The 14,796-nt window shown below is 38.9% G+C and carries 13 protein-coding genes; 4 read left to right on the top strand and 9 right to left on the bottom strand.

The genetic code is table 11. The annotated features are described in order from the left end of the window. Positions 1–2 precede the first annotated feature (2 nt). Positions 3–1,118 (bottom strand): pyruvate dehydrogenase (acetyl-transferring) E1 component subunit alpha, encoded by a 1,116-nt coding sequence (gene pdhA, locus HF078_RS06260; RefSeq protein WP_060667189.1) that lies wholly within the window; start codon positions 1,116–1,118, stop codon positions 3–5. A gap of 522 nt (positions 1,119–1,640) precedes the next feature. After that, positions 1,641–2,306, bottom strand: coding sequence for a YkyA family protein (locus tag HF078_RS06255; protein ID WP_169290354.1), 666 nt, complete (start codon positions 2,304–2,306; stop codon positions 1,641–1,643). Positions 2,307–2,520: 214 nt separating this feature from the next. Between HF078_RS06255 and def the strand changes: the two genes are divergently transcribed. After that, the gene (def, locus tag HF078_RS06250; RefSeq protein ID WP_169290353.1) at positions 2,521–3,075 is read left to right on the top strand and encodes a peptide deformylase; all 555 of its coding nucleotides are present in this window, start codon (positions 2,521–2,523) and stop codon (positions 3,073–3,075) included. A 271-nt stretch (positions 3,076–3,346) separates the two neighbouring features. Here the strand turns inward: def and HF078_RS06245 are convergent, their stop codons facing one another. Beyond that, positions 3,347–4,135, bottom strand: a complete 789-nt coding sequence (locus HF078_RS06245) for a Cof-type HAD-IIB family hydrolase (protein ID WP_169290352.1) — start codon at positions 4,133–4,135, stop codon at positions 3,347–3,349. A gap of 18 nt (positions 4,136–4,153) precedes the next feature. Beyond that, positions 4,154–5,059, bottom strand: coding sequence for a DMT family transporter (locus HF078_RS06240; RefSeq protein ID WP_169290351.1), 906 nt, complete (start codon positions 5,057–5,059; stop codon positions 4,154–4,156). A 793-nt stretch (positions 5,060–5,852) separates the two neighbouring features. Here HF078_RS06240 and HF078_RS06235 point away from each other — a divergent pair. Together HF078_RS06235 and rnjA are read left to right on the top strand one after the other, a co-directional pair. Then, the gene (locus HF078_RS06235) at positions 5,853–6,062 is read left to right on the top strand and encodes a DNA-dependent RNA polymerase subunit epsilon (protein ID WP_148986676.1); all 210 of its coding nucleotides are present in this window, start codon (positions 5,853–5,855) and stop codon (positions 6,060–6,062) included. Between the two features lie 6 nt (positions 6,063–6,068). Continuing rightward, positions 6,069–7,736 (top strand): ribonuclease J1, encoded by a 1,668-nt coding sequence (rnjA, locus tag HF078_RS06230; RefSeq protein ID WP_010192757.1) that lies wholly within the window; start codon positions 6,069–6,071, stop codon positions 7,734–7,736. 317 nt (positions 7,737–8,053) lie between these two features. On the opposite strand, the gene HF078_RS06225 is transcribed toward rnjA, so the two are convergent. Next, the gene (locus HF078_RS06225) at positions 8,054–8,734 is read right to left on the bottom strand and encodes a potassium channel family protein (RefSeq protein WP_148986677.1); all 681 of its coding nucleotides are present in this window, start codon (positions 8,732–8,734) and stop codon (positions 8,054–8,056) included. 160 nt (positions 8,735–8,894) lie between these two features. Here HF078_RS06225 and HF078_RS06220 point away from each other — a divergent pair, with 160 nt between their 5' ends. Continuing rightward, the gene (locus HF078_RS06220; RefSeq protein WP_169290400.1) at positions 8,895–9,359 is read left to right on the top strand and encodes a helix-turn-helix transcriptional regulator; all 465 of its coding nucleotides are present in this window, start codon (positions 8,895–8,897) and stop codon (positions 9,357–9,359) included. Between the two features lie 380 nt (positions 9,360–9,739). On the opposite strand, the gene HF078_RS06215 is transcribed toward HF078_RS06220, so the two are convergent. The 4 genes from HF078_RS06215 to HF078_RS06200 form a co-directional block, all read right to left on the bottom strand. Continuing rightward, entirely contained in the window at positions 9,740–11,587 is a 1,848-nt protein-coding gene (locus tag HF078_RS06215) for an ABC transporter ATP-binding protein (RefSeq protein WP_169290350.1), read from the bottom strand. A 16-nt stretch (positions 11,588–11,603) separates the two neighbouring features. Continuing rightward, complete coding sequence (locus tag HF078_RS06210; RefSeq protein WP_169290349.1) at positions 11,604–13,358, bottom strand: ABC transporter transmembrane domain-containing protein; 1,755 nt, start codon at positions 13,356–13,358, stop codon at positions 11,604–11,606. A gap of 286 nt (positions 13,359–13,644) precedes the next feature. Continuing rightward, positions 13,645–14,094 carry a TlpA family protein disulfide reductase gene (locus HF078_RS06205; RefSeq protein WP_168863724.1) on the bottom strand — a complete coding sequence of 150 codons (450 nt, stop codon included), beginning with the start codon at positions 14,092–14,094 and terminating at the stop codon, positions 13,645–13,647. Between the two features lie 85 nt (positions 14,095–14,179). Next, positions 14,180–14,722: a peroxiredoxin gene (locus HF078_RS06200; protein WP_010192747.1), complete on the bottom strand. Its 543-nt coding sequence runs from the start codon at positions 14,720–14,722 to the stop codon at positions 14,180–14,182. Between the last annotated feature and the right edge of the window lie 74 nt (positions 14,723–14,796).

Raw genomic sequence — 14,796 nt, 5'->3', positions numbered from 1 at the left:
GCTTACTTCGACTCCTTCTCTTTGTAGATTTCATTTTGCTCTTTTAGGTTATTAGGAAGCTCTTCGTACATGAAAGAGATTAAGTCTGTGACTTTCTGTTTAGGTTGGTCATCTGCTTTCTTGATAGCAACCTTGATATCTTCTTTCGCTTCTTCGATAACTTTGTTCTCTTCGTCTTCGCTCCAGATTCCTTTGTTTTCTAGGAATTTGCGGAAACGTACTAAAGGATCTTTCTTTTCCCACTCATCATCAAGTTCAGAAGTACGGTAACGAGTTGGGTCATCTCCAGCCATTGTATGTGGACCATAACGGTAAGTTAATGTCTCAATCAAAGTAGGACCTTCACCATTTACAGCACGCTCACGAGCATCACGAGTTGCAGCGTAAACTGCAAGCGCGTCCATTCCGTCTACCTGAATACCAGGAATACCAGCTGCTACTGCTTTTTGAGCAATTGTACCTGCTGCAGATTGCTTTTCAACAGGTGTTGAAATTGCAAAACGGTTGTTTTGGACAACAAATATTGCCGGTGCTTGGTAAGCCCCAGCGAAGTTGATACCTTCGTAGAAATCACCTTGAGAAGCTCCACCGTCTCCTGTGTATGTAATTGCTACTGTCTTTTTCCCTTTTTTCTTCAATCCAAGTGCAACACCTGCAGTTTGGATGATTTGTGCACCAATGATGATTTGAGGTGGCAATAAGTTAACACCCTCTGGCATCTGGTTGCCGTGGAAGTGACCACGAGAGAATAGGAATGCTTGATATAAAGGAAGACCATGCCAGATCATCTGTGGCACATCACGGTATCCTGGTAAAATGAAATCGTCTGCTTCAAGTGCAAATTGAGAAGCCAATTGGGAAGCTTCCTGACCTGCTGTTGGAGCGTAGAAACCTAAGCGTCCTTGTCTGTTTAAGCTGATGGAACGTTGATCAAGTACGCGAGTATATACCATACGGCGCATTAATTCTTTTAATTGGTCATCACTAAGCTCAGGCATTGCAGCTTCATTTACTACTTCGCCTTCTTCATTTAAGATTTGGAACGTTTGGAATTGTTCTTCCACTTTCGCTTTCTGCTGCTTTGGATCAAATTTAGCATTTTTAGTTTTTGCAGCCATCTACGTCACCTCTTCCTTTCTATTAAGAGAACTATTTAATACATGATTACATACAAAATTAGGTTACCCAAAAACGGGTTTTAAAAGACATTTTTCTGTTTGTGATGCAAAAACGTATCTTTCCTCTTTAACTGTCTTCAGCAATATGCATGATAGACACATAAATTTATACTGTATTAATCTTTCCGAAGAAAATATTAATACAACTTTTCACCAAGGTCAAGTTTACAACACACTACTTAATCCCGTCAATCTCTTTGCTTATATTGACTTTTTAAACCAAAAAAAGTAAAAAGTATATTCTGAATCCTCATCTGTACTAATACAACGACATAATCTGTATTACAATGCAGAACAGGACAACTTCATGTTATCTCGTAATAATAAAAAACACTATGTATTCCATTCCCGATATGTCTCAATCTTAATCATTAACCAAACAATGATTATTTCAAAATAAGAAAAAACACTTTTAAACATCAAAAAAGACACGTAGAGCCTAGCTCCAACGTGTCATTTCACTTAATTATCATAGGTGACGTTAAGTCCCGCTTTTTTATAAAAATCCAATTTTGCTTTATTATATTGGTCTGTAAAGTCATTAAAAGACTTGTTAGCTTCATTGATTTTCTCGTACTTTTCATTTAGATCATTTATTTGTACTTGGAGTTGCTCCAATGTTAAATCCTCTGTCTGGAAAAGCTCATACATTTCTTTTTCTACTTCCATAGACTTCATGTAATGATCAGATAATGTCATGTAAGCTTCATAACGTTGTTCCATTAGTTGGTATAACGATTGTGCCTCTTTTTTTAGTTCTTCATCTTCTAATGTATCAATCGAAGTTTTTACTTCCTCAAATTGTTCACGTGCTGCCACTATGCTCTTTTTTTCATTTTCCATCGCCGCTTCCTTTTGTTCGACCAAAGCAAGCCCTTCTTGAGAAAGTTTAACTATCTGATCAAACTCTTTCATCCCAAGTGTCAAGATTTCTTCATAAATAGCAGATTCTTTTTTTTCTAATTCCAATAATGGTCCTTGTTGTTCTTCAAAGCTGGCTTCAAGTTCCACTACTTCCTCTAATGTCTGAAATATCTCCTGTTCTGGTGATTCTCCATTCACACATCCTGTCAGTAATAGGGAAAAAGCCAGAGTTCCCGTATATAAAGTCCTTTTCCAAAAACGCAATTTAAATCCCCCTAACATATCTTCTATTTAACTATAAATTTTATTGCTAATTTTTACAATATTAAATTCATACGATAAGCATAAAATTAAATAATCAAAACGAATTGTTTCAAGTAGCTTCTTGCTTTTGATAATATATAATGAGATACTTTGTCGCTACCATATATACGATTAAATGGAGTATAGTATAACTATAAAAGATAGGAGTGAAACCATGATTACAGCGAAAGACATCATAAAGGAAGGACATCCTACATTACGCGCCGTAGCTAGTGACGTAACCCTTCCCCCATCTCAGGAAGATTCCACTATTCTACACAACATGATGGAATACCTTCAAAACAGTCAAAATCCAGAAATGTCTCAACAATACAATTTGCGCCCTGGAGTCGGATTGGCAGCTCCCCAAATCAATATTCCGAAAAAGATGATTGCCGTTCATATCAGAGATGAAAGTGGGACATTACATAGCTATGCACTATTTAATCCAAGGATAGTTAGCCATTCTATTGAAAAAAGTTACTTAACATCAGGCGAAGGTTGTCTCTCTGTAGATAGAGACGTACCAGGGCTTGTACCGAGATATGCCCGAGTAACCGTTAAGGCTACCAACCTGCAAGGCGAAGAGCTTAAACTCCGCTTAAAGGGATTAGTGGCGATTGTTTTTCAACACGAAATAGATCATTTGAATGGTGTTATGTTCTATGATCATATAAACCAAGAGAATCCTTTCCAACCTCCAGAAGGAGCCATTCCTGTAGAAAGATAATTGTTAGAAAAGAAAAACGTAAGTAGTTTGGTAAACCACCGCTGTGGATTTCCGCAAATGGCTTTACTTTCCTAGGGGCGGTGCTTGAGCCTCCTCGCTCTGCTGCGGGGTCTCAAGCTACCGCTATCTCCCTCAGGAGTCTTCGCCTTTTGCTCCAACCCACAGCTGGAAATCACTTAAAAAAAACGATTCCTACAACAGATATTTTATATTTTTTTCTTTAATAACAAAGCAAGCCTGATCGTATGTTGATCAGGCTTGCTTCTTTTTGTTAACGTATTTTTTGTTTGAGTAAGCCAACTAGCTCAAGACCGTGAAGAATTCCGTCTTCCCCCACATCTTTTGTAACATGGTTTGCTACTTTCACTAATTCAGGATGCGCATTGCCCATTGCAACCCCTGTTCCTACGTAATCAATCATTTCGACATCATTTAATCCATCTCCAAAAGCATAGACATTTTCTTTCTTAAACGGCAATCTCTCCAGCATCTTTTGGATCCCGATTGCTTTCGATCCGCCTTTTGGGAGGATGTCAGTGGAGAATTGATGCCAGCGGATGAAATCAAAATCCTTATAAGCATCCACATAACTTTGCTGATGCTCATCTTCAATGAACAATAATGCCTGATAGATCTCCGTTTCATCGAGGAAGCTTGGACCATATTCCGGGTGAACAAACTTTAAGCTTCCCATGCTTTCATTAATAAACGGATGATTTTCTACATTTGCCTTCATCATTTCATGATTTAAATACACTAGTGGATGTGACACTTTTTCGGAATTTTGACGTAACAAATGTAATTTCTCTATATTTAAAGGGTTTTTATAAATAACTTCTCCTTCAAACACCACATATTGGCCGTTAAAGCTGACAAAAGTATCAATATCCAATTCTTTGCGAAGGTCCGCAAACATAAATGGAGCCCTTCCTGTTGCGATTGCCACATACACTCCTTGTTCCTTCAGTTCTTTTATTGCCTTTTTAGTAGAGGCAGGTAATTCTTTTTGATGGTTCAGCAGGGTACCGTCTATATCAAAAAACACTATTTTCTTTTCCATTTTCATCACCTTACTTCTTTAGACTGTGACATTTTTTATCACTTTTTGTTTTTTAGCTTTCGTTTTATACGAAGATAAATATACACCACTAAAGATCAGAATCAAACCAAAAAGCATATGAGGGGTTATTTTTTCACCTAATAATAGGCTACCCCATAGCATGGCTGTTATTGGCACAATATACGTGACAAGGGATGCAAACTCTGCACTGCCTTCCTTTACCATGTAATAATATAGTAGATATGCTATACCTGATCCGAAAACCCCTAAACCGATCAAAGATACGATAATAGACGTGCTTCCTATTGCTATAAAACCGGATGGTTGTAGCAATGCCATCATAATCCCCGACAAGATCCCAGCGACTGCTAGCGTACTAAATGAAATAATTGTGATAGGTGTGTTTTTCAAATGTTTTTTACTAAGGTGTGCACCAAAACCATAGCAAATGGTAGCACCCAACATCGTTCCTACCCCTAGGAGATTATCATGAAACAATTGAAGAATATTTAACTCCAATAAAACAACAATTCCCATAAAACCTACGCTAACACCAATCCATTGCATTTTTTCCATTTTGCTAGAAAAGATGGAAAAGCCGATCAGAATCGTCCAAATTGGTGTCGTAGCATTTACAACCGAAGCCAGACTGCTACTTATAGATGTTTCACTAACAGCAATAAGTGCCCAAGGAAGAGCATTGTTTAATAGTGCAATAAAAATAATGGGCAGTATTGGAAGGTTACGCAGTAGTTTTAATTTATTCTGTATTAGAAGTAAAATAAAAAGCGTTCCCGCCCCAAACATGCACCTCCAAAACACAACTCCCCAAACCCCTAAATCCACTACAAGTAATTTTATAAATAGAAAAGACATGCCCCAAATCAAACTTAACGTAAATAATGCTGCATACAGTCGCTTCATCCAACTTACCACCTTAATTTTAGGGTAACGAAATAAATATTTATTTTAACCTACACGAAGAAAACGTTTACTGTCAATGAAAATTTATCCTTTGCATCGGTTGTTACGACAGTCAGCAAAAGGCCTTATTCCCAATAGACCATTTATATGTTACTCTGAGGTTAACCATACTAAATTCTACGTATATTGTTTTGATGTGAAAGCCATTTCCTCATGTACTGAAATTTCGTATATTTACCAGCAACTATTTATTCTGTTTGACGCATATTAACTATTAACAAACAGATCGTACCTAAAGTACAAGGAGTGAAACGCTTATGCTAAGAAGGCTTAGAAAAAAAATACTGCGTAGAATGAACAACATTCTTAAACGAAAAACAATCGCCTAGTCCTTGCCTTTAATGAGTCCTCTTTAACTGGAGGACTCTTACATATTATTTATCCATGAATTTGTTCTCCCTCTGTTTCTAATCCCTTTCAATTGGAGAAAATAGAAAAGCACTTCTTTTCGGGAAAAACATGAAATTTCATGATGTATCGTATATAATATAGGGTAATAATGGCTTTTTAGCCAATGACCGGTTATGCTATAAGGATATTACTAGGAAGCATTATTAAAATTCGCGTTGTCTTTTTGTAAAGGAAAAAAGCATTGGAGCTTGACGCAAGATAGTGGGTCGACGGACACTTCCGCCTTTTTCCCTTACATAAAATAACTATATATACTGGCTCTTTCCCTTACTGCCTAAGGAGAGGCGAAGGACCAGACAGATTTTTTTAAGGAGAGATAGCAATGTTATTTAAAGTGTATTATCAAGAAGATGTAGCTGAAGCACCTGTTAGAGAAAAAACGGAATCTCTTTATGTGGAAGCATCTGCAGTATTTGAAGTCCGCAGAAAATTAAAGGACAAGCCATATAACATAGAATTTATCCAGCCCGTATCCGGGGATTTCTATGAGTATGAAAAGCAATCAGAAAACTTTAAAGTATTGGAGATATGATAGACAATGAAATTTGTTAAAAACAATCAAGCAGCAGTCTTCGCTTTAGGCGGGCTGGGTGAGATCGGGAAAAACACCTATGCTGTCCAATTTCAAGATGAAATTATCTTAATTGATGCCGGAATCAAATTTCCTGAAGACGAACTACTAGGAATCGATTATGTTATTCCAGATTATACGTATTTAGTAAAGAACCAAGAAAAAATTAAAGGCCTTTTCGTTACTCACGGTCACGAAGACCACATTGGCGGAATTCCTTACCTTCTTCGTGAAGTAGACATTCCGGTATATGGCGGCAAGCTTGCACTTGGTCTGATCAAAAACAAACTAGAAGAACATGGTCTTCTGCGCAAAGCAAAACTAATCGAAATCCAGGAAGATGATATCATCAAGTTCCGTAAAACTTCCGTGACATTCTTCCGTACCACTCACAGTATCCCAGATTCTTACGGTGTTGTTGTCAAAACACCTCAAGGGAATATTGTTCACACTGGTGACTTCAAGTTTGACTTTACTCCAGTTGGAGAGCCTGCAAACTTAACAAAAATGGCCGAAATCGGAAAAGAAGGCGTCCTTTGCCTATTATCTGATAGCACTAACAGTGAAATCCCTGACTTCACCATGTCAGAACGCCGTGTAGGAGAAAGCATCCAAGACATCTTCCGCAAAGTGGATGGTCGTGTGATTTTCGCTACATTCGCATCCAACATTCACCGTCTGCAACAAGTTGTGGAAGCTGCTGTAGCTCACGGCAGAAAAGTCGCAGTCTTCGGACGCAGCATGGAAGCAGCAATTAATATCGGTCAAGAGCTCGGATATATCCAAGCACCTAAAGATACATTTATCGAAACCAATCAAATTAACCGCATGCCGGCAAACAAAGTCACTATCCTTTGTACCGGAAGCCAAGGTGAACCTATGGCCGCTCTTTCCAGAATTGCCAACGGGACCCACCGTCAGATTCAAATCATTCCTGGTGACACGGTTGTATTTTCTTCTTCCCCAATCCCAGGAAACACACTAAGTGTAAACCGTACCATCAACATGTTATTCCGCGCAGGAGCTGATGTCATCCACGGTTCATTAAGTGACATCCATACTTCCGGTCATGGTGGACAGCAAGAACAAAAGCTAATGCTTCGCTTGATCAAGCCAAAATATTTCATGCCAATTCACGGTGAATACCGCATGCAGATTACGCATAAACAGCTTGCAATTGATTGTGGAGTACCTGAAGAGAACTGCTTTATCATGGACAACGGTGAAGTTCTAGCACTTAGCGAAGATGAAGCTTCTGTAGCAGGTAAAATACCATCCGGTAATGTTTACATTGATGGTAATGGTATTGGTGATATCGGAAACATCGTTCTTCGTGACCGCCGCATCCTTTCTGAAGAAGGTCTAGTGGTTGTTGTAGTAAGCATTAACATGAAGGATTTCCGCATAGCTTCCGGTCCAGACATCATCTCACGTGGATTTGTATACATGAGAGAGTCCGGTGACTTAATCAATGACGCGCAATCTTTGATTTCCAAGCACCTGAATAAGATCATGGAACGCCGTACAACACAATGGTCTGAAATCAAGAATGAAATAACGGATACGCTTGCTCCGTTCTTATACGAGAAGACGAAACGCCGTCCAATGATCCTTCCTATTATTATGGAAGTTTGATTTTTCGGTGAAACAGTTAAAGGAACTCCCCCAGACTTTTGGTTTGGGGGAGTTTTTTCGTTTGATATGGTAATTTGGGAAGGTATGAGGTCCCAGTTCGGTGTTCTCTGCACCCTGATGGCGGGCTTTTATGGTACAAATGAGATTATTGTAACTTTTCGGAGGTTTATTGTAACTTTTCACATGGTGATTGTGACATTTTTGAGCATCATTGTGACTTTTTTAAAGGTTATTGTAACTTTTCGGAAATCGAAATATATTCTCCATTAAAAAAAACCAGCAAGGTCTCCCCCTCACTGGTCCACACTAAACTACTTTTAATCTTCCACCACATTTTTCTCAAAACGCGTAATATCCGTATCAGCTCCAATAACAATCAAAATATCCCCTTGTTTAATAGGATCAGTGGCCTGAGGCGAGACTATGATATCCCTCCCCCGCTTGATTGCAACAATGTTAATTCCGTATTTAGCACGAATATCCAAATCAATCAGCGTGTTTCCATCCAAACGTCTGCTAGCAACGATCTCTACGATACTATGCTCATCAGAAAGCTCCAGATAATCTAGAACGTTATTTGATACAATGTTGTGGGCAATACGTCTTCCCATATCACGCTCCGGATGAACAACCTGATCTGCTCCTATACGGCTTAATACCTTTTCATGATAATCATTGGTCGCTTTGACCGTAATATGCTTTACTCCCAGTTCCTTTAAGATCAGAGTGGTTAAGATACTTGCTTGAATATTGTCACCAATGGCAACGATTACATGATCAAAATTACGGATACCGATACTCTTGAGCACTGCCTCATCCGTTGTATCGCCAACCACTGCATGTGAAGCTATATTAGCAAACTGGTTCACTTTCTCTTCGTCATTATCAATCGCAAGGACCTCTACTCCTTCGTCACTCAATGCCTGAACCATACTTCCCCCAAAACGACCTAAACCAATAACGGCAAACTCTTTTCTTTTCAACCTTGTTTCCCCCATTTACTTTGGTATATATAAATACTATTGTACCATAATCCTACCTTTTCTTAAGTTGAATATGATTTTCTATAAGAAAAGTTTTCAGAAAATTATTGAACTCCCTCCTAATAAAGTGTAAAATTACACATATATTATAAAAAAGGAGCATTTGCACCCAATGATGAATCAAGACGAAGCTATCTCTTTAATATCAAATAAACTTAAGCTTATACGAACGGAACATAACTATACACAAGACAGGATGGCGGAAGTGTTGGGAATCTCCAAAAAGACCTTAGTACAAATCGAAAAAGGCCGAACCACAGCAGGCTGGACCGTTTGCGCAGCTACATGTGCCTTATTCCGGGAAAGCCAAGTATTATCCTCCGTTCTAGGTGCTGATCCATTAGAAGTTATCGAAACGATAGCACACGAGAAAATAGAGGCACCAAAGGATAAGACAATGGGCGGAAAAGTATGGTGGAAAGAAATAAAAATGCAAGGGGCGTTTCGTCTTCAGCAAAACGTCATCAGTCAGCATTATAGAATTCTTGATGAAATGGATTTCCGGTGGTACAGCTCTTTTGAAAAAGAGGATGCGTTAGAGAGATTAAATGAAATATCAACGCAACAGAAAGGAGAATGAGTGAATGGATGTCAATATTATCGATTTGATTGCTGTCCTTGCCCCAATTTTTCTGTTTGTCTGCTATATTACTGAAAAACTTGAGTATCGGTGATCACATTATAGTATGGTAGTGGGCACTAGTTGGAGTTATTGAGATTTTTTACATATTATTCCACAAACGAAGTTTAAACGATGGGAATATATGGATTCTTGATAAATTGAACTGTTTTTTTGAATAATTGGAGAGGTTTTTTGACTGATTCAACCATTTTTTTGAATAATCTCCCTCGTTTTTTGATTAATTCCCTCTATGTGCATTCCGACATTCAACATTAAGTAATTGCGTCCACAAAAAAGACATCGGTCCAAAAACCGATGTCTTTTCTAATTTTTTATTCTCAGCTCACGTCCTGCATCGTAAACTGCGCTTTAACCAAGTGATAATAGATGCCGCCGTGTTCCATCAGCTTATCATGATTCCCCTGCTCCATGATATTCCCATGATCAAGAACGATGATGTTATCCGCTTCCCGAATAGTAGAGAGACGGTGAGCAATAATGATAGCGGTACGGCCTTTCAAAAGCTGTTTAAGAGCCGTCTGGATCTTCACTTCCGTTTCCGTATCAATACTAGCAGTCGCTTCATCTAAAATAATGATGCTAGGATCTGCTAACAAAGCGCGGGCAAAGGAGATCAATTGTCTTTCCCCGACTGAGAGGACATTTCCTCTCTCCTCCACTTCTGTTTCATACCCATTTTTCAGACGCTCGATAAATTCATTCGCGCCAACTGCCTCGGCAGCGGCTCTTACTTCTGCGTCAGTTGCAGTAGGTCTGCCAAAGCGGATATTATCATTGATGGTTCCAGAGAAAATAAAGGTATCCTGCAATACTACACTGATTTGAGAACGCAGGCTTTGAAGAGAGATGTCACGGATATTATGTCCGTCAATCTTCACTTCTCCACCAGTTGCATCATAGAAACGTGATATCAAGTTGGCAATCGTTGTTTTCCCAGATCCGGTATGACCAACCAATGCCACCGTTTGGCCTGCTTCCATTTTCAATGAAATGCGGTTCAAAGCGGTACGTTTACTGTCATAGGAAAATTCTACATTCTTAAATTCTATCTCCCCGTTAATGGAATCCAACTGAACTGCGTTGTCTTTCTCATCTACAATTGGTTTTTCATCGAGGAATTCAAAAATACGTTCAGAAGAAGCCATCCCGACAAGCAACATGTTATAAAGCTGACCTAATCGTGAGATCGGCTCCCAGAACATCCCTAAGTAAAAAGCAAAGGAAATGAATACACCGACAGTTAACGTGCTTGTGCCACCTGTTAAACTTTGTTGAATCAAGTAGGCTCCGTACCAAATAAGGATGGCGGTACCAACTGCATTTGTCATTTCAACGAACGGACGGAAAATGGCATTCTGTTTCGTTGCATTTTTCCAAGACTCAAAGTTTTCGGTATTAATACGGTCAAAGAAGCCCATGTTCTCTCTTTCTTGCGTGAAGGATTGTGTAACACGGACCCCTTGTATACTCTCATTTAAATGAGAGTTAAGCATCGCTTGCTTGATACGGACATCCTGCCACGCCCTCCTGATTTTCCTACGCAAGCTTGTGGAAATGAAGAACATGATAGGCAAAATAATTAATATTGCTGTTGCCAATTCAGGACTTAGTGTAAATAGAATCACCACGATACCAATTAGTAAAATAAAGTCCATAAGCAAATTGATTACGCCGTTAGTGAACAATTCTTGCAAGGAATTAATATCATTCATGATCCGAACAAGGATGGACCCAGCGGAACGTTTATCGAAAAAGCGATGGGAAAGTCCTTGAACATGTGTGAACAAATGTTTCCTTAAATCATAAATGACGTTTTGACCGAGCATATTCATCCAACGTATCCTCAATGCATTCGCCCCATAGGATATGACATATAACACGGAAACAATCAGAGCTAGTTGGATAAGCATATCCATATCTTTTTGCTTGATGGCAACATCATATAAGTATTTACCAATGATGATTGGAATTGCTAACCTTACAGCTGTTGCAATTAACATCGTAATAACAGCTAATGGGAGCAAAGTTTTCGAATATGGTTTCATATAAGAAAACAGTCGCCACATCTGTTGCCAGTTAAAGGGCTTTTCAATTGCATTATCAGTAGAATAGTAGAATCTCTTTTTCACATTATCGTTCAATTCTATTTTCAGTTTTTTACGCATTCTGTTTCACCTGCCTTCAGTTAGTCTGAGCTTCCAAAACCGTTTTTTGGTCCTTGTACTGGATATCATATATTCTTCGATATGCCCCATTCTTTTGGACAAGCTCGTCATGTGTACCGCGCTCCACTACTTTTCCTTCTTCTAACACGAGAATCTCATCGGCGTGTTTTAGTGAGGAAATACGGTGTGCGATGATAAAAGTTGTTCTGCCTGCCAATGCAGCCTTTAATTCTCTTTGTATATTAAACTCTGTCTGCATATCCACTGCACTTGTTGCGTCATCCAACACTAAAATACTAGGATCTAGAATCAATGCACGAGCGATGGCGATACGTTGTTTCTGACCGCCAGAAAGTCCCATTCCACGCTCTCCAAGCATTGTGTCGTAGCCGTCAGGAAGTTCCATGATAAAATCATGCGCCTGTGCCATCTTTGCTGCGCGAACGATTTCTTCCATGGAAGCATTCGGTCGGCCGTAAGCGATATTTGACTTAATAGTGGAAGAAAATAAAAAGGACTCCTGCAACACAAATCCAATTTGATTTCTCAGTGAATACAACGAGTATTTATTGACTTCTTCTCCATCAATTAAAATACGGCCAGACTGCGGCTCATAGAACCTTGTGATAAGTTGAGTGATACTTGTTTTTCCTGAACCTGTCGCACCGATCAACCCAATCTGCTTACCAGGAAGCGCATCAAAGGATACATTTTCAAGCGCCGTTTTATCTTCGTTTGGATAACGGAAGGTGACATCTTCAAACGTCACATGCCCATTTAGATTTGGTGCATCTTTTGCATCCGGTGCATCTTGGATATCTTCTTCTGCTTCTAAAATCTCCAATAATCGCTCCCCGGAAGCCTTTGCTTGTGAAAACTGATTGATTACAAAGCCTAAGTTGGCAATCGGCCAGACAATGTACCAAACCAAGCTGAAGAATGCCACTAGTTTTCCTTCTGATAATTGGCCTGTAATTACTAAATAACCTCCGAATCCAAGAAGACCTACCACACAGGCATTCCCGATGAACTCCATCAGCGGGAAAAACTTAGCCCATACATTAGAAGTGGTAATATATTTTTCTTTGTAGTCTACATTGGAATTATTAAACTTATTGATTTGATAATCTTCACGTGATAAAGATTTTACCGTGTTGATACCGCTGATATTCTCTTGTACATTCGTATTCAATTTTCCGAATGATTTACGAATTCCACGGAATGCCGGGTGAACTCTTTTATCAAAGCGATACGTGACAAACGCGAGAAAAGGCATAGCCAACAGCGTGACAAAAGTTAAGGCCACCGAGTAATAAAACATCAAACCTAAACTTATAGTTACTAGCAGGACAAACCTAATCAATTCGGCAAAACCAAATGATAGGAAAAACCTGAATCCCTCAACATCCGCTGTCAGCCTGGACATTAAGTCTCCTGTCTTGGCATTATCATAATAACGAAACGGTAAGAATTGCAGTTTTTCATACAGCTCATTTCTTAAGCGATACACGGAACGTATTCCAAATAGGTCGCCTAAAAATTGATTGAAATACGTAAATAACCCCTTTAAGGCCATGAGTCCAATGAATCCCAGTGCAATATATGGTACGTATTCGAATTGTTGTTTTTCAATAACTTCATCAATGGTAACCTGTAAGATCACAGGATAAATGACAGTGATGACCGTTACTAAAAGCAAAAATATCAATGAAATATAGAAATTTTTGCGATAAGGCCAATAAAACTCTTTAAGCTTCTTAAAAGTCTCCACATGTATTCCCTCCCTTTGTTAACTCATGCTGGAAAATATAAGATAGTATCTAATATATCGAGTTTCGAAATATTTATCCAGTCTTTTTTGGAAAAATTTAAATTATTTATACTATTATTTTATTAGGTTACTTAAGACATGGTAAGAGTCATGAAGACGGATGTTTTCTACATCTTTAGTCGGAGAAAAATGAACAACTTTAGAGTATATGAAAGAGGAGCCTCGAGTAGAATTTTTGTACAAAAAAAGGACCACCAATGATGGTAATCCTTTTTGTATCAATATCCTATTTTTCCATTTCACCTAAAACGCGGTTTACCCGTTTTTCTAACATCTTCATTCCGCTGCCTCCAGCTTGGAAATGACGAAGATTGCCTTCTGCATCAAATACATAATAAGCAGGAACATATTGATTTTCAAAGGCATCCGTCAATTTATGTTCACTGTCCACGAAAATCGGCTGCGTAATATCATGCTCGCTTGCCGTCTTTTTAATGGAATCTAAGTTCAAGTCGTCCTCAGAGCGTGGCATGTGTACAGCAATTACATTTAGCTTATCCTTGTAGTTATCGCGAAACTCATTTACTTGCGGCATTGCTTCTTTACATAAATGGCAGCTAACAGACCAGAAATGGATAAGCGTTGGCTTTTCACCAATTAGCTCTTCTTTTGTTACTTGACCGTTCAACCATTCCGTCGCACCTGTCAACTCAGGCATCGGGGATCGTAATTTCATACTAAAAACCTCCTATTAGATTACTATGTAGTGCAAAGAAAAGGCCTAACGAAAACCGTTAGACCTTATTCTAGGTTGGATCAAATTATAATGTAGCTTGTCCAGGCTTCCAGTTAGCTGGGCAAAGACCACCAGTTTGTAATGCTTGAAGAACACGTAATGTTTCTTCTACATCACGGCCGATGTTGTTATGGAATACTGTTTGGTATTGAAGTTCGCCTTCTGGGCTGATGATGTATAATCCACGTAGCGCGATACCTTCGTCTTCAATAAGAACGCCGTAGTCACGAGATACAACGTGGTTTGTGTCAGCAGCTAAAGGATATCTTAATTCACCAAGACCGTTATCTTTGCGATCTGTGTTGATCCATGCTAAGTGAGTGTGGATAGTATCAGTGGATACTCCAATGATTTCTGCATCTAAGTCTTCGAACTCTTCGTAACGATCAGACATTGCAGTGATTTCAGTCGGGCAAACGAACGTGAAATCCATTGGGTAGAAGAAAAGTACTGTCCACTTATCGTTTTTCATGTTCTCTTCTAAGCTTACTTTTCCAAATTCTTTGTTTGGTAATACAGCGTCCATTTCAAAACGTGGAGCTTGTTTACCTACCATGCGTTCTGCCATTTGTAAATCCCTCCAAGTTGTAATTTCAAATGAGAATATTAATAAAAGATTCTCATTTAGATATTTAATCAACA

Origin of the sequence: Bacillus sp. RO2, assembly GCF_012911845.1 — a bacterium.
GTDB lineage: Bacteria > Bacillota > Bacilli > Bacillales > Bacillaceae_I > Sutcliffiella_A.
This window is presented reverse-complemented; position numbering and strand designations above follow the sequence as displayed.

Bases quoted from the DNA above. Each gene is read 5' to 3' on its own strand.
- HF078_RS06225 (WP_148986677.1), bottom strand. From the start codon at position 8,734: ATGGGGGAAACAAGGTTGAAAAGAAAAGAGTTTGCCGTTATTGGTTTA.
- HF078_RS06245 (WP_169290352.1), bottom strand. From the start codon at position 4,135: ATGGAAAAGAAAATAGTGTTTTTTGATATAGACGGTACCCTGCTGAAC.
- def (WP_169290353.1), top strand. From the start codon at position 2,521: ATGATTACAGCGAAAGACATCATAAAGGAAGGACATCCTACATTACGC.
- HF078_RS06240 (WP_169290351.1), bottom strand. From the start codon at position 5,059: ATGAAGCGACTGTATGCAGCATTATTTACGTTAAGTTTGATTTGGGGC.
- pdhA (WP_060667189.1), bottom strand. From the start codon at position 1,118: ATGGCTGCAAAAACTAAAAATGCTAAATTTGATCCAAAGCAGCAGAAA.
- HF078_RS06200 (WP_010192747.1), bottom strand. From the start codon at position 14,722: ATGGCAGAACGCATGGTAGGTAAACAAGCTCCACGTTTTGAAATGGAC.
- HF078_RS06235 (WP_148986676.1), top strand. From the start codon at position 5,853: ATGTTATTTAAAGTGTATTATCAAGAAGATGTAGCTGAAGCACCTGTT.
- HF078_RS06220 (WP_169290400.1), top strand. From the start codon at position 8,895: ATGAATCAAGACGAAGCTATCTCTTTAATATCAAATAAACTTAAGCTT.
- rnjA (WP_010192757.1), top strand. From the start codon at position 6,069: ATGAAATTTGTTAAAAACAATCAAGCAGCAGTCTTCGCTTTAGGCGGG.
- HF078_RS06205 (WP_168863724.1), bottom strand. From the start codon at position 14,094: ATGAAATTACGATCCCCGATGCCTGAGTTGACAGGTGCGACGGAATGG.
- HF078_RS06215 (WP_169290350.1), bottom strand. From the start codon at position 11,587: ATGCGTAAAAAACTGAAAATAGAATTGAACGATAATGTGAAAAAGAGA.